The organism is Micromonospora sp. WMMD980 (assembly GCF_029626035.1).
GTDB lineage: Bacteria > Actinomycetota > Actinomycetes > Mycobacteriales > Micromonosporaceae > Micromonospora.
The window spans coordinates 1744872-1766602 of the sequence record NZ_JARUBE010000003.1 but is presented as its reverse complement, the minus strand read 5'-3'; the positions used below and the strand labels follow the sequence as shown (position 1 = coordinate 1766602).

21 protein-coding genes are annotated in these 21731 nt (G+C 74.5%); 8 read left to right on the top strand and 13 right to left on the bottom strand.

All coding sequences use genetic code 11. From position 1 onward, the window contains the following. Positions 1 to 9 precede the first annotated feature (9 nt). Positions 10 to 543 (bottom strand): 2'-5' RNA ligase family protein, encoded by a 534-nt coding sequence (locus tag O7618_RS08520; RefSeq protein ID WP_278105449.1) that lies wholly within the window; start codon positions 541 to 543, stop codon positions 10 to 12. Positions 544 to 765: 222 nt separating this feature from the next. Between O7618_RS08520 and O7618_RS08515 the strand changes: the two genes are divergently transcribed. Next, positions 766 to 2523 (top strand): DEAD/DEAH box helicase, encoded by a 1758-nt coding sequence (locus tag O7618_RS08515; RefSeq protein ID WP_278105448.1) that lies wholly within the window; start codon positions 766 to 768, stop codon positions 2521 to 2523. Positions 2524 to 2581: 58 nt separating this feature from the next. On the opposite strand, the gene lon is transcribed toward O7618_RS08515, so the two are convergent. Then, the gene (gene lon / locus O7618_RS08510) at positions 2582 to 4918 is read right to left on the bottom strand and encodes an endopeptidase La (RefSeq protein WP_278105447.1); all 2337 of its coding nucleotides are present in this window, start codon (positions 4916 to 4918) and stop codon (positions 2582 to 2584) included. A gap of 233 nt (positions 4919 to 5151) precedes the next feature. Here lon and O7618_RS08505 point away from each other — a divergent pair, with 233 nt between their 5' ends. After that, on the top strand, positions 5152 to 5499 hold the full coding sequence (locus tag O7618_RS08505) for an Lsr2 family protein (RefSeq protein ID WP_278109952.1): 348 nt from the start codon (positions 5152 to 5154) through the stop codon (positions 5497 to 5499). A 181-nt stretch (positions 5500 to 5680) separates the two neighbouring features. Here O7618_RS08505 and O7618_RS08500 read toward each other — a convergent pair whose 3' ends face one another. Together O7618_RS08500 and O7618_RS08495 are read right to left on the bottom strand one after the other, a co-directional pair. After that, the gene (locus O7618_RS08500; protein WP_278105446.1) at positions 5681 to 7009 is read right to left on the bottom strand and encodes a hypothetical protein; all 1329 of its coding nucleotides are present in this window, start codon (positions 7007 to 7009) and stop codon (positions 5681 to 5683) included. A gap of 246 nt (positions 7010 to 7255) precedes the next feature. Further along, positions 7256 to 8116 carry a DUF2726 domain-containing protein gene (locus O7618_RS08495; RefSeq protein ID WP_278105445.1) on the bottom strand — a complete coding sequence of 287 codons (861 nt, stop codon included), beginning with the start codon at positions 8114 to 8116 and terminating at the stop codon, positions 7256 to 7258. 137 nt (positions 8117 to 8253) lie between these two features. Here O7618_RS08495 and O7618_RS08490 point away from each other — a divergent pair, with 137 nt between their 5' ends. After that, the gene (locus O7618_RS08490; RefSeq protein ID WP_278105444.1) at positions 8254 to 9342 is read left to right on the top strand and encodes a DICT sensory domain-containing protein; all 1089 of its coding nucleotides are present in this window, start codon (positions 8254 to 8256) and stop codon (positions 9340 to 9342) included. A 4-nt stretch (positions 9343 to 9346) separates the two neighbouring features. Here O7618_RS08490 and O7618_RS08485 read toward each other — a convergent pair whose 3' ends face one another. Further along, positions 9347 to 10003: a nitroreductase family protein gene (locus tag O7618_RS08485; protein ID WP_278105443.1), complete on the bottom strand. Its 657-nt coding sequence runs from the start codon at positions 10001 to 10003 to the stop codon at positions 9347 to 9349. Positions 10004 to 10093: 90 nt separating this feature from the next. On the opposite strand from O7618_RS08485, the gene O7618_RS08480 reads away from it, so the two are divergent. Then, on the top strand, positions 10094 to 10810 hold the full coding sequence (locus tag O7618_RS08480) for a helical backbone metal receptor (protein WP_278105442.1): 717 nt from the start codon (positions 10094 to 10096) through the stop codon (positions 10808 to 10810). Positions 10811 to 10822: 12 nt separating this feature from the next. Here O7618_RS08480 and O7618_RS08475 read toward each other — a convergent pair whose 3' ends face one another. Beyond that, a complete protein-coding gene (locus tag O7618_RS08475; RefSeq protein ID WP_278105441.1) occupies positions 10823 to 11305 on the bottom strand; it encodes a CBS domain-containing protein in 483 nt (160 codons plus the stop codon). Between the two features lie 225 nt (positions 11306 to 11530). On the opposite strand from O7618_RS08475, the gene O7618_RS08470 reads away from it, so the two are divergent. Together O7618_RS08470 and O7618_RS08465 are read left to right on the top strand one after the other, a co-directional pair. Beyond that, a complete protein-coding gene (locus O7618_RS08470; protein ID WP_278105440.1) occupies positions 11531 to 12079 on the top strand; it encodes a DoxX family protein in 549 nt (182 codons plus the stop codon). 163 nt (positions 12080 to 12242) lie between these two features. Continuing rightward, complete coding sequence (locus O7618_RS08465; RefSeq protein ID WP_278105438.1) at positions 12243 to 12611, top strand: FKBP-type peptidyl-prolyl cis-trans isomerase; 369 nt, start codon at positions 12243 to 12245, stop codon at positions 12609 to 12611. Between the two features lie 54 nt (positions 12612 to 12665). On the opposite strand, the gene O7618_RS08460 is transcribed toward O7618_RS08465, so the two are convergent. Next, on the bottom strand, positions 12666 to 13025 hold the full coding sequence (locus O7618_RS08460) for an anti-sigma factor antagonist (protein ID WP_278105437.1): 360 nt from the start codon (positions 13023 to 13025) through the stop codon (positions 12666 to 12668). Between the two features lie 226 nt (positions 13026 to 13251). Here O7618_RS08460 and O7618_RS08455 point away from each other — a divergent pair, with 226 nt between their 5' ends. Then, positions 13252 to 14271: an SMP-30/gluconolactonase/LRE family protein gene (locus O7618_RS08455; RefSeq protein WP_278105436.1), complete on the top strand. Its 1020-nt coding sequence runs from the start codon at positions 13252 to 13254 to the stop codon at positions 14269 to 14271. Between the two features lie 59 nt (positions 14272 to 14330). On the opposite strand, the gene O7618_RS08450 is transcribed toward O7618_RS08455, so the two are convergent. The 4 genes from O7618_RS08450 to pdhA all read right to left on the bottom strand — a co-directional run bounded on the left by O7618_RS08450 (position 14331) and on the right by pdhA (position 19675). Then, positions 14331 to 15605 carry an Ig-like domain-containing protein gene (locus O7618_RS08450; RefSeq protein WP_278105435.1) on the bottom strand — a complete coding sequence of 425 codons (1275 nt, stop codon included), beginning with the start codon at positions 15603 to 15605 and terminating at the stop codon, positions 14331 to 14333. A gap of 274 nt (positions 15606 to 15879) precedes the next feature. Continuing rightward, on the bottom strand, positions 15880 to 17355 hold the full coding sequence (locus tag O7618_RS08445; protein WP_278109951.1) for a dihydrolipoamide acetyltransferase family protein: 1476 nt from the start codon (positions 17353 to 17355) through the stop codon (positions 15880 to 15882). Between the two features lie 110 nt (positions 17356 to 17465). Next, a complete protein-coding gene (locus tag O7618_RS08440) occupies positions 17466 to 18470 on the bottom strand; it encodes an alpha-ketoacid dehydrogenase subunit beta (RefSeq protein WP_278105434.1) in 1005 nt (334 codons plus the stop codon). Then, complete coding sequence (gene pdhA / locus O7618_RS08435; RefSeq protein ID WP_278109950.1) at positions 18470 to 19675, bottom strand: pyruvate dehydrogenase (acetyl-transferring) E1 component subunit alpha; 1206 nt, start codon at positions 19673 to 19675, stop codon at positions 18470 to 18472. The genes O7618_RS08440 and pdhA overlap by 1 nt, the downstream gene beginning before the upstream one ends. A 72-nt stretch (positions 19676 to 19747) precedes the next feature. On the opposite strand from pdhA, the gene O7618_RS08430 reads away from it, so the two are divergent. Further along, a complete protein-coding gene (locus O7618_RS08430) occupies positions 19748 to 20254 on the top strand; it encodes an Lrp/AsnC family transcriptional regulator (protein WP_278105433.1) in 507 nt (168 codons plus the stop codon). Positions 20255 to 20259: 5 nt separating this feature from the next. Here O7618_RS08430 and O7618_RS08425 read toward each other — a convergent pair whose 3' ends face one another. Next, positions 20260 to 21243, bottom strand: a complete 984-nt coding sequence (locus O7618_RS08425; RefSeq protein ID WP_278105432.1) for a DNA primase small subunit domain-containing protein — start codon at positions 21241 to 21243, stop codon at positions 20260 to 20262. A 35-nt stretch (positions 21244 to 21278) separates the two neighbouring features. Further along, a complete protein-coding gene (locus O7618_RS08420; protein WP_278105431.1) occupies positions 21279 to 21608 on the bottom strand; it encodes a hypothetical protein in 330 nt (109 codons plus the stop codon). Between the last annotated feature and the right edge of the window lie 123 nt (positions 21609 to 21731).

The following is a 21731-nucleotide window of genomic DNA, read 5'->3' as shown; positions in this document are numbered from 1 at the left end:
GGCCCCGGCTCAGCCGCCGGGGCGCGGGCAGGCGGCGGTCAACTCGCGCACCGTGCGGGTGCCACCGTCATAGCTGCGGGCCGCCACGAAGGCCCCGCCCGGCCGCTGCGCCCCGGCGACCGCGCGGGCCCGGCGCCGGTCGGCGCCCCGGAAGCGCAACGCCAGGCTCAGGTGCGGGACCCACCGCCCGGGCAGATGCCAGGGGTGCGGGCCGGGCGCCCCGGCGAGCACGTCCCAGACCGCCCCGTGCAGCGCGACCAGTTGCGGCGTCGGGTGCACCAGCCACACCAGCGGGGCGCTGCCGTCAAGGACCTCCAGCCGGCCCAGCCGCACCGGCAACGGCAGCGCGGCGGCGCACAGGTCGGCCAGGCGCTGCTCGGCGCCGGGCGGGAACTCGTCGACCGAGGCGAGCGTCAGGTGCGGCCGGTTCGTCGGGTGCGTGTTGCCGGCCAGGCTCGGCAGCCCAGCCGCCGCGAGCCGGCTCCAGGCCGCCCGCACGCCCGCGTCCAGCTCCGGCGAGCAGAGCAGTTCCACCGTCCGCACGGAATCAGGCTAGCCCCCGGGGGTGGGCCGGGATGCGTCGTACCCGGCGCGATGGACGTGCCCCGGTCGCGAGCCGGCTGGACGCGGACCCGGCACCGGGCCGGGGTGGTCGTGACGACGGTGGCCGGCTGGCCGTCCCGTCCCCGGTGACGCGGGGTGGCGTGGCGAACGTTTGCGCCGGTCGCCGCGACCCGGGTCCGGCGGTGATGAAAGGCTTGCCGCATGAGCGCCGCACCGACCCCGACCGATCCCACCACCCCCGCCGACGCCGAGGAGGCCACCGCCTTCGCGGATCTCGGGCTGCGCGCCGAGCTGCTGGGAGCGCTGTCCGCCCTCGGCTACGAGGAGCCGACGCCGATCCAGAGCGAGGCCATCCCGCTGCTGCTGGCCGGGCGGGACCTGCTCGGCCAGGCGGCCACCGGCACCGGCAAGACCGCCGCCTTCGCCCTGCCGCTGCTGCAGCGGATGCCCACGGCGCGTCCGGACGGCGACCCGGTGTCGCTGGTGCTGGTGCCGACGCGGGAGCTGGCCGTGCAGGTCTCCGAGGCGTTCCACCGCTACGGCAAGGACCTCGGCGCCCGGGTGCTGCCGATCTACGGCGGCCAGCCGATCGGCCGGCAGCTGCGCGCCCTCGACCACGGGGTGGACGTGGTGGTGGCCACGCCCGGCCGCGCGCTCGACCACATCGCCCGGGGCACGCTGCGGCTGGGCTCGCTGGCCACCGTGGTGCTGGACGAGGCGGACGAGATGCTCGACATGGGCTTCGCCGAGGACATCGAGGCGATCCTGGAACACGCCCCCGAGAGCCGACAGACGGTGCTCTTCTCGGCCACCATGCCGGCCCGGATCGACGGCCTGGCCCGGCAGCACCTGACCGACCCGGTCCGCATCCGGATCGAGCGCGAGCGTCCGGTGGCCGGGGCGGCGCCCAAGGTGCGACAGAGCGCCTACCTGGTGGCCCGCGCGCACAAGCCGGCCGCGCTGGGCCGGGTGCTGGACGTCGAGTCGCCCACCGCGGCGATCGTGTTCTGCCGCAGCCGCGAGGAGGTGGACCGGCTCACCGAGACGATGAACGGCCGGGGCTACCGGGCCGAGGCGCTGCACGGCGGGATGAGTCAGGAGCAGCGGGACCGGGTGATGGGCCGGCTGCGCGGCGGCACCGCCGACCTGCTGGTCGCCACCGACGTGGCGGCCCGTGGGCTGGACGTCGAGCAGCTCACCCACGTGGTGAACTACGACGTCCCGTCAGCGCCGGAGGCGTACGTGCACCGGATCGGGCGGGTGGGCCGGGCCGGGCGGGAGGGGGTGGCGATCACCCTCGCCGAGCCGCGCGAGCACCGGATGCTCAAGACGATCGAGCGGGTCACCGGCCAACGGATCACCATCGACAAGATCCCGACCGTCGCCGACCTGCGTACCCGGCGGTTCGAGCTGACCCAGGCCGCGGTGCGGGAGGCCCTGCTGGAGGACGACCTGGAGCCGTTCCGGGCGGTCGTCGAGTCGCTCACCGACGAGTTCGACCTGATGGAGGTGGCGCTCGCCGCGGTGCGGCTGGCGCACGAGGCCACGCTGCCCGGCACCGCCGACGAGGAGGAGATCCCGCAGGTCGCCGTCCGCGCCAACCGGGACGGCCGGCCCGGGCCCGAGGGCCGCGACCGGCGCGGCGGCGTACGGGCGCGCGGCGCCGGCACCACGCAGGTCTTCATCGGCCTGGGCCGGCGGGCCGGGGTGCGGCCGCAGGACCTGGTGGGCGCGATCACCGGCGAGACCCGGGCCAGCGGGCGCGACATCGGCTCGATCGAGATCGCGGACCGGTTCTCGCTCGTCGAGGTCCCGCAGGCGCTGGCCGACGAGGTGATCGCCGGCCTGCGCGGCAGCACCATCAAGGGCCGCAAGGCGACCGTCCGCCGTGACCGGGACGGCGAGGGCGACCCGGGCGAGCGCCGCTTCGAGGGCCGGGACCGGCGCGACCGTCGGTGACCGGCGCCCGCCGAACCCCCGCCACCGGGTGCGGCGACGGGGGTTCGGCGGCGGCGGGTCAGGCCGCGGCGAGCGGCTGACCGCCCAGGCTCTGCGCGTCCACCTCGACCGGACGCAGCGCCAGCGCGAGCACGTCGGCGACGTCGGCGAGGGTGTGCACGGTGAGCGCCTCCCGGACCTCGGCCGGCAGGTCGTCCAGGTCCGGCTCGTTGCGCTTCGGGATGATCACCTCGGTCAGGCCGGCCCGGTGCGCGGCGAGCAGCTTCTGCTTCACGCCGCCGATGGGCAGCACCCGGCCGGAGAGGGTCACCTCGCCGGTCATCCCGAACTCGGGCCGGACCGGCCGCCCGGTCACCAGGGACGCCAGCGCGGTCACCATGGTGATGCCGGCGCTCGGGCCGTCCTTGGGCACCGCGCCCGCCGGGAAGTGCACGTGGATCCGCCGTCCGGCGAGTGCGTTCGGGTCGATGCCGAGGCGGCGCCCGTTGGAGCGCAGGTACGACAGCGCGATGTGCGCCGACTCCTTCATCACGTCACCGAGCTGACCGGTGAGGGTCAGGCCCGGCTCGCCCTCCATGCTGGTGGCCTCGATGAAGAGCACATCGCCACCGGCGCCGGTGACGGCCAGGCCGGTCGCCACGCCGGGCACCGCGGTCCGTTCGGCCGACTCCGGGGTGAACTTCGGCCGGCCCAGGTAGCGGGCCAGGTTTCCGGTGTCGACCCGGACCGGCGTCGGGTCGGACGCCAGCGCCACGGTCACCTTGCGCAGGATCTTGGCCAGCGCCCGTTCGAGCTGCCGGACGCCCGCCTCCCGGGTGTGCTCCCCGGCGATCAGCGCCAACGCCTCGTCGGCGACGGTCACCTCCTCGGCGGTCAGGCCGGCCCGCTCCCGCTGCCGGGGCAGCAGGTGGTCGCGGGCGATGGCCACCTTCTCGTCCTCGGTGTAGCCGTCGAGCGTCACCAGCTCCATCCGGTCTAGCAGCGGGCCGGGGATCGCCTCCACCACGTTGGCGGTGGCCAGGAACAGCACGTCGGACAGGTCGAGGTCGACCTCGAGGTAGTGGTCGCGGAAGGTGTGGTTCTGCGCCGGGTCGAGCACCTCCAGCAGGGCCGCCGCCGGGTCGCCGGAGTAGCCGACGGCCAGCTTGTCGACCTCGTCGAGCAGCACGACCGGGTTCATCGAGCCGGCCTCGCGCAGCGCCCGCACGATCCGGCCGGGCAGCGCGCCGACGTAGGTGCGCCGGTGGCCGCGGATCTCCGCCTCATCGCGCACGCCGCCGAGGGAGACCCGGACGAAGTTGCGCCCGAGCGCCCGGGCGACCGACTCGCCGAGGCTGGTCTTGCCGACACCGGGCGGGCCGCCCAGGGCGAGCACGGCACCGGAGCCGCGCCCGCCGACCACACCCAGGTCGCGCTCCGCGCGGCGGTTGCGCACCGCGAGGTACTCCAGGATGCGGTCCTTCACGTCGGCCAGGCCGGCGTGGTCGGCGTCCAGCACGGCCCGGGCCGCGGCCAGGTCGGTGTTGTCCTCGGTACGCGTGCCCCAGGGCATCTCGAGGACGGTGTCCAGCCAGGTGCGGATCCAGCCCGCCTCGGGCGAGGCGTCGCTGGCCCGTTCCAGCTTGCCGACCTCGCGCAGGGCCGCCGCGCGGACGTCGTCCGGCAGGTCGGCGGACCCGACCCGGGCGCGGTAGTCGGCGGAGCCGTCCGGCTCGTCCTCGCCGAGTTCCTTGCGGATCGCGGCGAGTTGCTGCCGGAGCAGGAACTCGCGCTGGGACTTCTCCAGCCCCTCGCGGACGTCGCTGGTGATCCGCTCGGTGACCTCCTGCTCGGCCAGGTGCTCCTTCACCCAGCCGACCAGCAGTTCCAGCCGGGCGGTGACGTCCGGCGCGGCGAGCAGCTCGGTCTTCTGCGCCAGGCTGAGCCAGGGCGCGTAGCCGGCCGAGTCGGCCAGCTCGGAGAGGTCGGTCATCCGCTCCATCGCGTCGATGACCTGCCAGGCGCCGCGCTGCTGGAGCACCGAGGTGGTCAGCGCCCGGTACTCGCGGGCCAGTTCCCGGGCCCGGCCGGCGGGGGCGGGCTCGTCGAGAGGGGTCGCCTCGACCCAGAGGGCGGCGCCGGGGCCGGGCACGCCGGAGCCGATGCGGGCGCGGTCGAGACCACGGACCACGGCTGCCGGCTCGCCGCTGGGCAGCCGACCCACCTTCTCGATGGTGGCGACCACGCCGACGGGGCCGTACTCGCCGTCGATGCGGGGCACGGCGAGCAGCGTCCGGTCACCCGTCGCGCGGGCCGCGTCGATCGCGGCCTGGGTGGTCGGGTCGAGTGTCACCGGGATGACCATCCCGGGCAGCAGGACGGCGTCGGTCAGGGGAAGTACCGGAAGAGTTGCCATCGAACACCTGCCATCACGTCGGTTGAGCGTGTCTGACTCAAGTAACAGGCCGTGCCCCTTGTTCCAACTTGTGACCCAGGACACTCTCCGGCCCGCTCGCGACGCCGGCCCCCTTTTCCCCGTCCGCGGATTCCGCGACCCGCCGAATGGCGCGGGGCGGGTATTGTTGCGAAATTACCGCTTGGTGGGCCAAACTCTTAGCCACACCCCGCCCGACACAGGGAGTAATGGCGATGGCAAGGAAAGTAATCACCGTTCTGACCGACGACCTCGACGGCGGAAAGGCCGATCGGACCGTCGAGTTCAGCCTGGACGGCGTGGCGTACACGATCGACGTCTCGGACGAGAACGCCGGCGTCCTGCGCAAGGCCCTCGACCCCTATATCAACGCTGGCCGGCGCATCGGCCGCGGGCCCGTCGACGGCAGCCGCACCACCCGGCGCGCCACCCGCCCGAGCACCTCGGGAATGGACCGCGAGCAGAACCGCGCGATCCGGGAATGGGCCGCCAAGAACGGCTACGAGATTTCCGAGCGGGGCCGCATCCCGGTCTCCGTGGTGGAGGCCTACAAGAACCGCTGAGCCTCCCGGTCCACCGTCGGGCGCCCGGGGTCACGCCGAGAAATCGGGGTGGCCCCGTTCGAGTTCTCCCCGGTCGACAATTTTCGTGTGACCGGATCGAGCCGGCACCAATTTTCCAGACGTGAGAACGGCCGGAGCCGCCCGAGGTCCTCCCCGGGCGGCTCCGGCCGTCGTCAACCGGTCAGTTGACCTGGATGCGCACCACGTCGATGGCGGGGGTCTGGTTGGCCCGCTCCATCATCGGGATCCGGTGGGAGCCGTCACCGGCCCACACCGAGCACTGCGCCAGGCCCGAGTCCGGCAGGCCCGGGATCTGGATCAGCACGTCGTCCGGCTGGTTGCCGCCCCTGCCGTCCTCGGTGGCGACGAAGAAGGCGGGCACGTCCTGCGGGTTCGGGGGCTGCCGGGTGCTGCCGAGCATCCGGCACGCGGTGTGGAAGTGGCCGCGGACCAGGCCCTGGTCGTTGAGCAGCGAACTCTCGAGGTAGTAACCACCCTGCCCGGCGGCGAGGAAGCGGTCCCGCACCAGGTTCTTGGTGGTGACCCGGAGGGTGAACGGCTGGTTGCGCTGCACCTGGTTCGGGAACTGGGTGATGAGCAGCGACGGGTTGTTCGCGGCGGCGGCGACCTCACCGAAGGCGGTGCTCACGCACCGATTGCCGTTCTGGAAGCCGTCGTGCGCCGCCAACTGGCTGTTGGTGCAGTCCTTGGCCAGCGCCTGGAGGCCGCCGTTGTTCTGGCCGCCACCGTTGTTGTTGCCGCCGTTCTGGCCACCGTTGTTCTGGCCGCCACCGTTCTGGCCGCCACCGTTCTGGCCGCCACCGTTCTGGCCACCGTTGTTGCCACCGTTCTGGCCACCACCGTTGTTGGCGCCGCCGCCGTTGTTGCCGCCGTTCTGGGCGTTGTCGGCGAGCGCGCACTGGGCGAGCTTGTCCAGGCCCTGCGGGCGCTGGCCGCCGCGACCGATCGCGGTGGCGATCCGGTTGAGCGTGGCGGTCCGCTTGTCCGCGAGCGGACGGAGGATGGCGTTGTTGATGAAGGTGCCGCCGTTGCGGCCCTCCGCCGCGAGCCGCCGGTTCGCCTCGGCGATCTGGCTCTCCAGCAGGGCCAGGTTGCGGTCCACCTCGGCACGGGCCCGGTCGGGCACCTGCGGCAGCTTGCCCTTGACGTCGGGGCAGGCCACGGTGGGGGTGCCCGCGCCGGCACCGCCCGCGTTCGTCTGCTGGCACTCGGCCGCGGACATCTGGCCGTCTCCCCAGTGGTTGCGCACCCAGCGGCCGTTCTGCCAGGTCCGGGTGGTGCTGCCCTGACCGCCCGGGGCGGTCGCCCCCGGGCTCGAGGGCACGCAGGACGCCGAGGCGGCTCGGGTGGTCCTGCGCTGGTCCTGGGCGGACGAGATCTGGGTGACGGCGACGATGCCGCCGAAGACGGCGAGCGTGCCGACCACGGCCAGCACCCGCTTGCTCCGCGCGTTACCGGATGACCGGCGCGCCCGTGTGGACCTGCGCATCGAATTGCTCTCCTTCTCGATCCGGTAGCTGACTGGCGATCCCGGCTCAATTCCTCGGGGTGGGATCACTGCGACGCCGTGGTCGCGCGTCAATGGCCGACGGCGCCTCTCCGCACCGTCTCCGCGCCGTCCGGGCGCGGCGGAAGATCTGCGTCCATTCCCGCTTAGGTACGGAGCCCCGTCGGCGAAGGTTCAACCGGAGATCGGAAAAAAATCGCGGGCCCGCAGGGCCGCCGGAACGGCCGATCAGTCGGCGCAGAGGTGGTCGAACGCGAAGCCGCCGTCGAAGGAGTCCCGCCGGGCGGCGAGCCGATGCACCTGCCCGCGCAGATCGTCCCGGTCCACCAGGGACACCCCGTCGAGATCACGCAACCGCTCCCGGAGCGCCGCCACGGCCAGGTCCTCGGCCAACCGGCCCGGATCCACCCCGCAGGAGAAGCCCAGGGTGGTCAGCCGCACCCGCTCGACCAGGCACCGGCTGGGCCGCACCTCGACCCAGCCCCAGACCTCCGCCGGCCCGCCCGACCACCGCACGTGCAGGCCGCGCACGATCGGATCGGCCAGGCGCCCGGCCACGTACGCCTCGACCGCGTCGGCCCGGGCCAGCGCACCGAGGTCGTTGACCGGGCCACGCCGGCCGTCCGGCAGCCGACCTACGATGTCGCGGAACCCGACCGCGTCCCCGCCGTCCGGGTCGGTGCCCTCGGCACAGGCACGCGCGTCGAGCACGTACGCGACGAACCGCCGGACCTGGTCGGCGCCGCCGAGCGTCGACGACTCGACCCGCAGCAGCGGCAGACCCACGGCTGCGCAGACCGCGTCGGTCAGCCGGTCGGCCCGACGCGCCGGCGAGCCGTCGGACGCGGGCGCGCCGAAGCGCACGGCGAACCGCGGCAAGCCGGTGTCGGCGGCGCAGACCACCAGGTCGAGGCGGGTTCGACCGGCCGCGCTCCACTGGCTGCCGGTCACCCCCGGTGGACGCCCCAGCGCCAGTTCACCGAGCCGCCGGTCGGCGTGCCCGACATGACCGGCGTGTGACAGGCGCGGCGCGGCGCCGGACGGGATCGGCCGCAGCCAGGAGGCGGCCACGCTGCCGGTTCTCGTCATCTCGCCACAACCCGTCCGTCGCCTACGTCGGCGTCCGAGTGTAGGGCGTCGATCATGGCAGCCGCCTCGGCGGTGCGGCGGAATCCGGACGCCCGACGGGCGGTGCGTCGACGGGTCCGGCGATCTAGGCTCGGCGGGTGCACAGCGGACTGAGCCCGGAACGGTTCACCAAACGCAGTCTCGTCGCCGTCTCCCACGCCATCGAGCGGGCCGCGCTGGCGGAGGCCGAGGACGGCCCGCTCGTCGTGTTCGCGCTCTTCCAGCGGCTGCCCTACTTCGAGCGGGAGCGCGCCGTCTACCGGCGCATCGCCGGCCGGGCGACGGTCACCGTGGTCGCGATGGTGGGCGGCCCCCCGCCGGACCTGCCCGACGGGGTGTACGCCGTGACGCTGGACGAGACCGAGGAGTTGGCCCGCGAGTGGAGCGTGGTGGCGCTGACGCCGCGCTTCGGCGCCACGCTCGTGGCGTACGACCGGGGTGAGGTCACGCCGGCCGCGACCCTGGAGGCCGGCCGGCTCTTCGAGGGCCGCTGGGGGTTCCGCCGCGACGCGGCGCTGCACGAGGTGATCCGGCTGCGGGAGCGGCTCGCCGAGCGGCTGCCGGGCCCGGCCCGCGCGGCGCTCGACGACGCGGTGGCCCGGGTCCGCGACATCCCGGCCGGGCCGGGCGAGGCCCGTGCCGATTCGGCGCTGCGGCTGCTCGCCCGCCGGGGTGACCGGAGCGCGCCGCCGGTCGAGACGACGGACGGCATGCTCGACGACGGCGGCCTGCGCCGCTGGAGCGGGGCGGACGGGGTGACCGCCTCGGGCACCCTGCCGGTGGCGCTGGTCGGCCTGCGGGTGGACGAACCGGCCGGCTCGCCGGAACGCTTCGGCCGGCGCAGCGCCGCCCGCGAGGGTCAGGCCCTGCTCGCCGCCGTCACCGGCGTGCTACGCCCGGTCGATCGGGCGGTCCGGGTCGCCGACAACGAGTTCCACCTGGTCCTGCCGGCGCTCGGCGAACCGGAGGCGCTCGCCGTGGTCAGTCGGCTGCACGACGCGATCGGCGCGCTGGCCCGGTCGTTCCCGTTCGTCGCCTACTCGGTGCACGCGGCGGTCGCGGTGACCGCCCGGCGTCCGCTGCCGACGGCGGACCTGCGGGCCGCGGTGGAGTGGGCGGTCCGCGAGGGGGTGCCGGTGGCGGGCCTGCCGCCGGAGCCCGCCGTCGCCCCGGCCGGGGCCCGTTGACCGGTCAGCGCCAGACGACCACCTCGGCGGCGGGTTTGCGGTCGATGTCCGGCACGGTGGCGTCGGGCGCGGGATAACCGACCGGGATGAGCAGGTTGCCCCGTTCCTCGGCCGGCCGGTCGAGCAGTTCGTTGAGGAACCGCATCGGGCTCGGCGTGTGGGTCAACGTGGCCAGCCCGGCCCGGTGCAGCGCGGCGAGCAGGAAGCCCACGGCTATCCCCACCGACTCCTTGACGTAGTAGGGCCGGGGCGAGCGCGGCCCCCGGTGCACCTCGAACACCACGATGACCGCCGGCGCGGTCTCCAGGAACGGCTTGCTCGCGTCGGTGCCGAGCGGGGCCAGCGCGGCCAGCCACTCCTCCGGCGCCCGCCGCTCGTAGAAGACCCGCTCCTCGGCCTCCGCCGCGGCCCGCAGCCGCCGCTTCAGCGCCGGATCGGTCACCACCACGAACCGCCAGGGCTGCCGGTTGGCCCCGCTGGGTGCCGACGCCGCCGCCCGCAACGCCTCGGCCAGCACACCCGGCGGGATCGCCCGGTCGCTGAACTCGCGTACGGTCCGGCGGCGGACCAGGTGGTCGGCGAACTCACGGGCCCGGGGCAGCGCCTCGGCCGGCGCGACGCCGTAGTCGGGGACCGGCCGACCGGTCGGGTGGGGAGGCATCCGCTCATTCTCGACCGGTCCGCCGACACCGGCCACCGGACAGCGGTCCGTCGATGCGCGAGGATGGGTCGGTACGGGGGGAGGACAGGCGTGCGGGTGGTGTCGCTGGTGCCGTCGCTGACCGAGGCGGTCGCGGCGACCCGGCCGGAGGTCCTGGTCGGCGCGACCGACTGGTGCACCCACCCGGCCGGGTTGGACGTCGCGCGGGTCGGCGGGACGAAATTTCCCGACCTGGACCGCGTCCTCGCCCTGGCGCCCGATCTCGTGCTGCTCAACGAGGAGGAGAACCGGCTCGCCGACGCGGAGGCGTTACGGGCCGCCGGGGTCGAGGTCCGGGTCACCTTCCCCCGCACCGTGCCGGAGGCGCTCGACCAGCTCGGCACGCTCGTCGCCGCGCTCGGTGCGCCCGCCGACCCGCCCTGGTTGCGGGCGGCCTGCCGGGCCTGGGCCGCCCCGCCCGCGCCGGCGCGGGTGCGCACCGCCGTGGTGCCGGTGTGGCGGCGACCGTGGGTGGTGCTCGGCCGGGACACCTTCGCCGGGGACGTGCTGCGCCGCCTCGGCGTGGTGAACGCCTGGGCCACCGACCCGGAACGCTATCCACGCCCGACGCTCGACCGGCTGCGCGAGCGGTCGCCGGAGCTGGTGGTGCTCCCGGACGAGCCCTACCGGTTCACCGCCGACGACGGACCCGAGGCGTTCGGCGGGGTGCCCTCGGTGCTGGTCTCCGGCCGGCACCTCACCTGGTACGGTCCGTCGCTGGCCGAGGCGCCGGAGCTGCTCGCCGCCCAGCTCGCGACGCCGGTGTGAGCCGGAAGCAGGTCACGCGACCGGGGTGGCGTGCACCGGGTCCAGCTCCATCAGCGTGGTGTCGTCCACCTCGTAGGAGATGGCGTTGTGCACCGCGACCACCCCGGCGACCTGACCGGCCAGGCGGCCGGCGAGCTCGACGGCGCTACGGCGGTCCAGCCGACCGTCCATCGTGACCTCGCCGCCGCTGACCTGCACGGTGACCAGGCCGTCGCGGACCGCCAGGACCCGCCGCAGCACCTCCTGGACCACGTCCTCGCGGATCTCCGCGTCGGTGCGCAGGTGCACCCGGAGCAGATCGCCGCGGGTCACGATGCCGGCCAGCCGGCCGAGGTCGTCGAGGACCGGCAGCCGCTTGACCGCCTCGCGGTCCATCAGGCGGGCCGTCGCGGCCCGCTCCCGCACCAGCACGTCGACGACGTCCCGGTAGGGCGTCTCCGTACCCACGGTCGCGACGTCCCTGGTCATCACGTCGGCCACCTGCCATGTCCTCATCACGACCTCCTCGACACGTGCCTCCACCAGCGACGCTAGGCCGCCGGCGGGCACCGGGGGCAGGGGCGGCGGGCCGGTCCCGGGCGGGCCGAGGGGACCGGGTCCGGACGGGACCAAGGACCCGGTCGCGGGGGCACCCTCGGCCCTGCTCCGCCGCGCCCCCGGGCGATGGAATGGAGGTGCCACCGAAGCGCGGTGCCAGGCACAGGAAGGGACGTGGAGACCATGACCGCGACAATCGAGCGGACCCCCGCCGCCACCAACGCTCCGGCGGTCGAGACCCCCCGCCAGAAGGCCACCCGGTACGTCTGGGCCGGACTGCGGATCGCCCTGGGCTGGGTCTTCCTCTGGGCCTTCCTGGACAAGATGTTCGCTCTGGGGCACGAGACCCCGGCGAAGAACGCCTGGATCAACGGCGGCAGCCCGACCAAGGGCTTCCTGGGCAACGCCGTGGCCGGCCCGTTCGCCGACATCTACCACGACATCGCCGGTGCGGCCTGGGCCGACTGGCTGTTCATGCTCGGCCTGCTCGGCATCGGCGTGGCGCTGCTGCTCGGCGTCGGCACCCGGATCGCCGCCGTCGCCGGCGGGCTGCTGCTGGTCCTGATGTGGACGGCCGTGCTGCCCCCCGAGAACAACCCCTTCATGGACGACCACCTCATCTACGCGGGCCTGCTCGCCGGCCTGGCCCTGGTCGGCGCCGGCAACACCCTCGGCCTCGGCCGGGCCTGGGCGAAGCTCCCCCTGGTCCAGCGCCTGCCCTGGCTGAAGTGAGCGCAGGTCGCCCCGGGCGGGCGTCGCCGGCAGGCGACGTCCGCCTTCGTCGTCCGCGCCGGCGGGCGAGGTCGGTGGTGCGGCGGGGACCGGCGCGTATCGGCCGGTCGCGATCCGGCAGGATCGACGGTGACCGCACCGTCAGCACCGAGGAGACCCGCTCATGGACAAGCCCGAGGTTGGCCCGATCGAGGGCGCGCCGCCCGCCGATCTCGTCGTCGAGGACATCACCGTCGGCGACGGCCCGGAGGCCCACGCCGGCCAGCTGGCCAGCGTGCACTACGTGGGCGTGGCCCACTCGACCGGCCACGAGTTCGACGCCTCGTGGAACCGGGGTGAGACGTTCGAGTTCCCGCTCGGCGGCGGCCAGGTCATCGCCGGCTGGGACCAGGGCGTGATCGGCATGAAGGTGGGCGGCCGGCGCCGGCTCACCATTCCGCCGCACCTGGGCTACGGCGCCCGGGGCGCCGGCGGCGTCATCAAGCCGAACGAGACGCTCGTCTTCGTGGTGGACCTGCTCGGCGTGCGCTGAGCCCGGCTGGGCACCACCGGGCCGTCGGCGTCGCGCCGGCGGCCCGGTCGCCGCTCAGGCGGCGACGCAGGTCAGCAGCTCGCCGGCGCGGCCCGACTCGCGCACCGGAACGACCCGGTGCAGGCCGGTGACGCGCAGCACCCGGGCCACCACCGGCGCCGGGTCGACGAGCACCAGCTCGCCGCCGCGGGCCCGGACCCGCAGGTGGGCGGCGGCCAGCGCCCGCACCCCGGCGGCGGAGAGCAGCGGCACGCCGGACAGGTCGACGCGCACCAGCGGGCGCGCCGGCGCCGCCCAGAGCGCGGCCCGGAACGCCGACACGGTGGCGATGTCGATCTCACCCACCGGCCGCAGCTCGACCACGTGGTCGAGCACCTCCGTCGCCACCGAGAAGCGGCCGCCGCTGTCCGTCATACCGGCAAACCTACCCCCGCCCACCGACAGTTCCGGCAGCTCGCAGGCGGGGTTCCGGGTAGCGTCGGGGTGCCGACCCCGACCCGCCTCAGGGTCTTCCCGCAACCTTCCGCCACCGCGGCGACCGCCCTCCGCCGGCCGGGCCACCCGGGCCGAGCGGCGGTGGCGGCGCGGACACGCCGGGCGGTACTCCGCGCCGGAGCGCCGGCGGGCCCACAATGACCCGATGGCCGTCCCCCGCCCCCGCGTCCCCCTGCTGATCCGCCCGGTCCGCGAGCCGGCGACGGTGCCGCCGCCGCTGGCCGGGGACTGGGCCCCCGGCGACACCCGGCTGGACCGGGCCGAGGTGCTGCCGCTGCCCGACGGCGGGCGCGGTCCGGAGGACGTGGTGGTCGACGCGGACGACCGGGTGATCAGCGGCGACGAGGACGGCCGGCTCTGGTGGTGGCCGGCGGACGCCCCGCCCGGCACCCGCCCCGCGTTGCTCGCGGTGACCGGCGGCCGGCCACTCGGCGTCGAACTGGACCCGGTCGACGGCGGGCTGCTGGTCTGCGACGCCTACCGAGGGCTGCTGCGCGTCGACCCGGCCGGCGCGGTGCACGAGCTGACCGGCACCGCGCCGCCGGTGCACCTGGCCGACAACGCCGCCGTGGCCCGCGACGGCACCGTCTTCTTCACCGACTCGTCCGACCGGTTCCCGCTCTCGCACTGGAAGCGGGACCTGCTGGAGCACCGCCCCAACGGGCGGGTGCTGGCGTATGACAGACGCACCGGGCGCACCGACGTGGTGGCCGACGGGCTCTACTTTCCCAACGGGCTGGCGCTCACCCCGGACGAGTCGGCGCTCATGCTCGTCGAGACCGCGACCCACCGCCTGCTGCGGGTGGACCTGCCGGACGGGCGGGCCACCGTACTGACCGACCTGCCGGCATATCCGGACAACGTCTCCGCGGTCGGCGACGGGACCTACTGGATCGCGCTGCCGAGCCCTCGGCTGCCGGTCATGGAGCGGTTGCTGCCCCATCCCCGGGTACGCCAGGTGGTGGCCCTGCTGCCCGGGGCGGTGCAGCCGCAGCCGCGCCGCTACGGGCTGGTCGCGCTGGTCGACGGCGCGGGGCGGGTGTTGCGGACGCTGCACGGGCCCCGCGGCGCGTACCCGATGGTGACCGGCGTGCGGCAGCACGGCCGGCAGCTCTGGCTGGGCAGCCTGACCGCGACCGGCGTGGCCCGCGTCGACCTGGACTGAGACGGCGTCGGGCCGGCCCGCGCGGACGCGGGCCGGCCCGTGGCCGTTCCTCCCCGGACTCAGCCGCCGCTGTTTCTCCTGGTCGGGGTGGGTGCGGGCGCGGACCCGCCGGCCACCGCGCCGGGATGCGGCGTCGGGCTCTGCGTGGGCTTCAGCCCCGCCGGTACGGGCAGCGCGCTGCCCTTGGCGAACTCGTTCCAGCTCACGTTCCAGGCCGTGAAGCCGTTGCCCGGCTGGAGCTGCACCTCGGTGCCCTTGACGGTCACCAGGTCACCGACCTGTGTGACGCCCATCAGCCAGTCGGCGCCGGCGGCCGAGACGTTCGTGCAGCCGTGCGAGGTGTTGTTGAAGCCCTGCTCCCCCTCCGACCACGGCGCCGAGTGGATGAACTCACCGCCCCAGGTCAGCCGCTGCGCGTCGTCCACGTCGACCACGTAGCCGCCGTCCGGCTCGCCCCGGGTGTCGAACGTGGTGTGCTCGTGCTTCTCCATGATCACCATCGTCCCGCTGGAACTCGGCGTGCTGGGCTTGCCGAGACTCACCGGGAGCTTCCGGAGCACCTTGCCGTCCTGGTAGACGGTCATCTGCTTGGTGGTGTTGTCGATGTCGAGCGACACCTGCCGGCCCACCTTGGCGGTCGCCACCCGGTCGATGTCGCCGACCGCCTCCTTGCCGATGGGCAGCCCCTCCAGCGCGCTGCGCACACTGATCCTCGTGCCCGGCTTCCAGCGGTCCGGCGCCCGGTACTCGGCCTGCTTGCCGTCGGACATCCACGACCAGGTGCCCGGCTGCGGCGGGTCGGTCCGGACGAACAGCCGGCGCTGCACGTCCGCGCGCGCCTGTTCCGGGATCGGCGGGTCGAAACCGAGCACGACCGGCATCGCCGTCCCGTACGTCTGGTTGTCCTGGAAATACAACTCACTGGTGACGGCCGGTTTGGTGGATTTGGCCATCGTGGTGAACGTCGTCTTCTGTGTCGTGGTCTTTCCGGAGTCACCGGCCACGGTCACCTCGGCCGTGTACGTCCGGGAATTGGCCAACGGGCGGTCCGGCACCCAACCGGATCCGTCCTCGCGCGCCTGGGCCGGCACCGGGCGGCCCTTGTCGTCGGCGAGCTTCACCCCGGTCACCTTGCCGTTGCTGACCCTCGTGCCCACCTCCGCGCTGATCGGCACGTCGCGGGCCCGGTCGGCCGGCGTGACCGTGACCGACGGCGGCGGCGCCGCCTCGGCGTGCCGCACCACCGACTTCGGGCCGGCGGTGCACGCGCCGACCGCGAGCGGCGCGGCCGCGACGGTCATCGCGAAAAGCGTCAGTCGCCGCCTCACAAACATATTTCGCCCCCCATTTCCGAACCCCCTCGCCTACATTCTGTAGGCCGGGCGTCACGGGGTGGCACCTTCGGCGGAATTGCTCGGAAACGGCTGCGGAGCATGGGCGGACGACGACCGGAACGGTATTGCCCCGGCCCGATCGTCCGGGTTGCCGCTCACCGGTCGGTTCCACCTGATGAGGCCGGCGGAGATCTTGGTACGGAACGGCCCCCGGAGGGGCACACTCGTACCAAGATCTCCCCGGTCCCGACCTCGACCGCTCAGGGGCGGGGTGTCAGACGTTGGCGACCAGCAGAGCGGGCCGCTCGACGCAGTCGGCCACGTGGCGCAGGAAGCCACCCGCCACACCGCCGTCACAGACCCGGTGGTCGAAGGTGAGGCTGAGCTGCGTCACCTTGCGGACCGCGAGCTGACCGTCGACGACCCAGGGCTTGTCCACGATCCGCCCGACGCCGAGCAGCGCCGCCTCCGGGTGGTTGATGATCGGGGTGGAGCCGTCCACCCCGAACACGCCGTAGTTGTTGAGCGTGAACGTGCCGCCGGTCAGCCGGGCGGGCGGCAGCGTGCCGGCCCGGGCCGCCGCCGTGGTTTCGGCCAGCGCGCCGGCCAGCTCGGCGGTGGTGAGCCGCTGGGCGTCGCGCAGTACCGGCACGACCAGGCCACGGTCGGTCTGCGCGGCGATGCCCAGGTGCACCCCGGCGGACTGCACGATCCGCTCGCCCGCCGTGTCGACACGCGCGTTGAGCTGCGGATACTTCCGCAGGCCGCTGAGGCAGATCCGGGCCAGCAGGGCCAGGATGCTCACCGGCGCGGCCGGGGTCGCGGCGTTGATCGCGGTGCGCGTCTCCAGCAGCCCGGTGGCGTCCACGTCCACCCAGATGGTCACCTCGGGGATCTCCCGCCGGCTGCGGGAGAGCTTGTCGGCGATGACCTTGCGGATGCCGGTCAGCGGGACGACCACGTCACCGTCGCCGGTCGGGGCGAACTGCGCGTCCGGCGCGTCCGGCACCGCCGCCAGCCGTGCCGCCGGGGCGGACAGGGCCGTCTCCACGTCCGACCGGCGGATCACGCCACCGGGGCCGGTGCCGCGCAGCGACGCCAGGTCGACCCCGCGTTCCTTCGCCAGCCGCCGCACGATCGGCGAGATGACCAGCGGCGCCGGGGCCGGGCCACCGGTCCGCGCCGGGTCGGAGGCCCGGCCCGCCGGTGCGGGCGAGCCGTCCGGAGCCGACGCGCCGGGCGAAACGCCGGTCACCGCCGACGAGCCGGCCGGCGATACGGGACCGGAGCCGGAGTCCGCCGGGGCCGGCGTGCGGGGCTCCGGGGCGACCGACAGGCGGGGCCGGCGACGCCGGCGGCCCGGGCCGCCGTGCCCGGTGCCGTACCCGATCAGAACGTTGCCGGAGCCGGCCCGCTCCTCCTCGCGGTAGGTGGCGTGCGGGTCCGCGGCGTCCTCGCCGTCGAGCGCGGCGATGGTGATCAGCGGCTGGCCGACCGGACGGACCTCACCGGCCGCGCCGTGCAGCGCCACGACCCGACCGGGGTACGGGCAGGGCACGTCGACGACGGCCTTGGCGGTCTCCACCTCGACCACGGTCTGGTCCACAGTGACCACGTCGCCGACCGCGACCCGCCACTCGACGATCTCCGCCTCGCTCAACCCCTCACCCAGGTCGGGCAGAAGGAAGTCGCGGGTCCCGACGGTCGCGCTCGTGTCGGGCCGCTCGGTGCGCTCGGTGCGTTCGCTCATGCCGGGCCGGCCGGGCACGCGCTCACGGCCCTCGCTGCGCTCGGTGCGTTCGCTCATGCCGGGCCGGCCGGGCACGCGCTCACGGCCCTCGCTGCGCTCGGTGCGTTCGCTCATGCCGCCACCCACCGGGTGTCGGGCTGGTCGTCCCACTGCAACCGGGCCACGGCGTCCAGGACCCGGTCGACCGACGGCAGGTGGGTGTGCTCCAGCATCGGCGCCGGATACGGGATGTCCAGCCCGGACACCCGCAGCACCGGGGCGTGCAGCGCGTGGAAACAGCGCTCCTGCACCCGGGCGGCGATCTCGGCGCCGACACCGGCGAAGCCCTGCGCCTCCTGGATCACCACGCACCGGCCGGTACGGCGGACCGACTCGGTGACGGTGGCGTCGTCGAACGGCACGATGCTGCGCACGTCGACCACCTCCAGGTCCCAACCCTCCTCGCGGGCCGCCTCCGCCGCGGCCAGCGCCACCGGCACCGCCGGGCCGTACGCGACGAGCGTCGCGTCGGTGCCGGGCCGGCGAACCACCGCCGTGCCGATCGGGGCGGTGCGCGCCGGCAGCTCCGCCTCGGCGCTGGCGAAGTAGAGCTTCTTCGGCTCCAGGAACACCACCGGGTCCGGGTCGTCGATCGCGGCGCGCAGCAATGAGTACGCGTCGTCGACGGTGGCCGGCGTGACCACCTTCAGCCCGGGGGTGTGCGCGTAGTAGGCCTCGGACGAGTCGCAGTGGTGCTCCACCCCGCCGATGCCGCCGGCGTAGGGCACCCGGATCACGATCGGCACGCTGAGCGCGCCCCGGGTCCGGTTGCGCAGCTTCGCCACGTGCGAGGCGATCTGCTCGAACGCCGGGTAGGCGAACGCGTCGAACTGCATCTCCACCACGGGTCGCAGCCCGGACATGGCCAGGCCGACCGCGAAGCCGACGATGCCCGCCTCGGCGAGCGGGGTGTCGAAGCAGCGCTTGTCGCCGAAGCGGGCCTGCAACCCGTCGGTGATCCGGAAGACGCCGCCGAGCTGACCGACGTCCTCACCGAAGACGACCACCCGCTCGTCGTCGAGCAGCGCGTCGGCGAGCGCGGCGTTGAGCGCCTTCGCCATGGTCACGGCGGCCATCAGGCGTCCCCCTCCTCGTCGCGGGCCGCGGCCAGCTCGGCCCGGACCAGTTCCCGCTGCTCGACCAGTTGCGGGGTGGGCTCGGCGTAGACGTGGTCGAAGAGGCTGAGCGGGTCGACCGTGGGCTGCTCGTCCATCCGCCGGCGCAGCGCCGAGGCGTACGCCTCGGCCTCCTCGGCGACCGCCGTGACCGCGGCGTCGTCGAGCACGCCCCGGGACCGCAGGTGGGCCTCCAGCCGGGCGATCGGGTCGCGGTCGCGCCACGCCTCGACCTCCTCGGCGTCGCGGTAGCGGGTCTGGTCGTCGGCGTTGGTGTGCGGCTCCATCCGGTAGGTGTGCGCCTCGACCAGGTACGGGCCCTGGCCGGCGCGGGCGTGCGCGACGGCGCGGTTCAGCACCGCCAGCACGGCCACCGGGTCGTTGCCGTCGACCTGCTCGCTGGGCACCCCGTAGCCGACGCCCTTGTAGGCCAGGCTGGGCGCGGCGGTCTGCCGGGACAGCGGCACGCTGATCGCGTATTTGTTGTTCTGCACCAGGAACACGACCGGGGCCTTGAACACGGCGGCGAAGTTGACGCCCTCGTGGAAGTCGCCCTCGCTGGTCGCGCCGTCGCCGATGAACGCGAGCGCCACGGTGTCGCGCCCCTGGTAGGACTCGCCGTAGGCCAGCCCGGCGGCGTGCACGGTCTGGGTGGCGAGCGGGGTGCACTGCGGCGCGGTGCGGGTGACCGCCGGATCGTACCCGCAGTGCCAGTCGCCGCGCAGGAGGGTGAGCACCTCGACCGGGTCGAGGCCGCGGGCGGTCAGCGCCAGCGACTCCCGGTAGGTGGGGAAGACCCAGTCCGAGTCGCGCAGCGCGAGCACGCCGCCGACCTGGCAGGCCTCCTGGCCGCGCGCGGACGGATAGACGGCGAGGCGGCCCTGCTTGGTCAGCGCGGTGGCCTGGGTGTCGAAGCGGCGGCCGACGACCATCCGCCGGTACATCTCGCGCAGCGCCTCGACCGGCGGCTCGGGGTAGTCGTCACGGGCCGGTAGCGCGGTGCCGTCCGGGTCGAGCAGCCGGACCGGCTCGTGCTGCGGCAGCAGGCCGGCCGTCGGGTCGGGGGCGGCCGGGGTGGCCGGCCGGCGGGTACGCGGGGATGCCCTGCGGACCGCCTGGGGTGTGGTCGTCACGGCGGGGACCTCCTGGACGTGTGGTGGCCCTATGCTCCTGCCCAGGGATGATTGACTCAACATCCGCGATGAACGCGGGACGAATGGCAGCGGGAGGTGAGCGGGGTGAGCCAGGAGACCGGCGCCACACCGGGCGGGGCGGGCGGAACGGGACGTTCGGCCGGGCCGCTCGACGAGGTCGACAGGCGGATCCTGGGTGAGCTGGTCGCCGACGCCCGGCTCTCCATCCGCACGCTCGCCGAGCGGGTGCACGTCTCGCGCACCAACGCGTACGCCCGGGTGGAGCGGCTGCTGCGCGACGGCGTACTCACCGGCTTCACCGCACGGGTGGCGCCGGAGCCGGCCGGGCTGGGCACCTCGGCGTACATCGCGCTGACGATCGAGCAGAACACCTGGCGGGAGGTTTCGTCGGAGCTGGCCCAGGTGCGCTACATCGAGCATGCGGCGCTGCTCAGCGGCGAGCACGACGTGCTGGCGCTGGTCCGCGCGCCGGACAACGCCACCCTGCGGGACGTGGTGCTGGACCGGGTGCAGAGCATCGCCGGGGTGCTCTCCACCCGCACCTGGCTGGTCTTCGAGGAGTTCGACGGCACGCAGAGCCCCTGGGCCTGAGCCGGTCAGCGCTCCGGCGGTGACTCCAGGCCCGCGGAGTCGGCCAGTTCCAGCAACGGCTCCAGCGAGTGCCGGCGGCCGTCCAGGCCGGCGTGCGGATCTCCGCGGTCGGCGAACCGGGCCGGCATGCTGAGCACGTCGAAGTCCTCCGGCCGGGCGTCGTCCAGCTCGGCCCACTCCAGCGGCGCCGAGACCAGCGCCGCGGGGGTGGGGCGGATCGAGTACGCCGAGGTCATGGTGTGGTCGCGGGCCATCTGGTTGTAGTCGACGAAGACCGGCCGGTCGCGCTTGTCGCGCCACCAGGTCGTGGTGACCAGGTCTGGCCGCCGGCGCCGCATCTCCAGGCCGAGCGCCAGCACCGCCCGCCGGCACTCGCCGAAGCTCCACCGCGGCTCGATCGACAGGTAGACGTGGATGCCGCGCCCACCGGTGGTCTTCGGGTAACCCTCCATGCCCAGCTCGGCCAGGAACGCCCGCACCTCGTGGGCCACCGGCACCACCTGCGCGAAGTCCACCCCCGGCATCGGGTCGAGATCGATGCGCAACTGATCGGGGCGCTCCACGTCGGCCTTCGACACGGGCCACGGGTGGAACCGCAGCGTGCCCAGGTTGGCCGCCCAGATCACCACCGCCAGCTCGCTCGGTGCCACCTCGTCGGCGGTCCGGCCGCTGGGGAACGTGATGTGCGCGGTGCGCACCCAGTCGGGCGCGCCCGCCGGCAGCCGCTTCTGGTAGAACGCGTCGCCCTTGTTCGTCTGCCGGGTGGCCACCGTGGCACCCTCGAACACGCCGCGCGGCCAGCGCTCCAGCATGGTGGGCCGGTCCCGCAGGGCGCGCAGGATGCCGTCGCCGACGGCGAGGAAGTAGCGCACCACGTCCAGCTTGCTCAGCCCGCGCTCCGGGAAGTAGGGCTTGTCGGGGCTGGAGACGCGGACCAGCCGCTCCCCCACCCGGATCTCCTCGGCCGCCGCGGACGCCACGCAGAACACCGTAGGGCACCGGGCGGCGTCGCGCGGGCATCCGCTCAGGTGATCAGCAGGATCCCCACCACGAACAGCGGGATCGAGACGAAGAGGAAGATGCCGATGCCGGTGAGCACCCGGCCGCCGCCGCCGTCCGCCCGCTCCGGCGCGAGGCCGAACGTGGACCGGGCCGGCAGCATGCCGATCCGGCTCAGGGTCAGGTCGCCGGTCATCCCGATCAGGCCGCCGACCAGGAGGAACGCCACACCCAACCGGTGCGTGAAGTCGCCTCCGCTGATCGCCACCCAGACGCCCACCGCCACCGCGATCACCACCACCGCGATCACGAAGAGCACCAGCGCCTCGCGCAGCCCTCGTACCACCGTCGACATGCCCACCCCTTCCGCACGGGCCACCCCGACCCGGCGGACATTCTGCCGGGTCGATGCCACCTCGCGCTGCCCCACCGACGGCACCCGGGCGGGCTCGTGGCCGCCGGGCGGGAGACCGCGCTG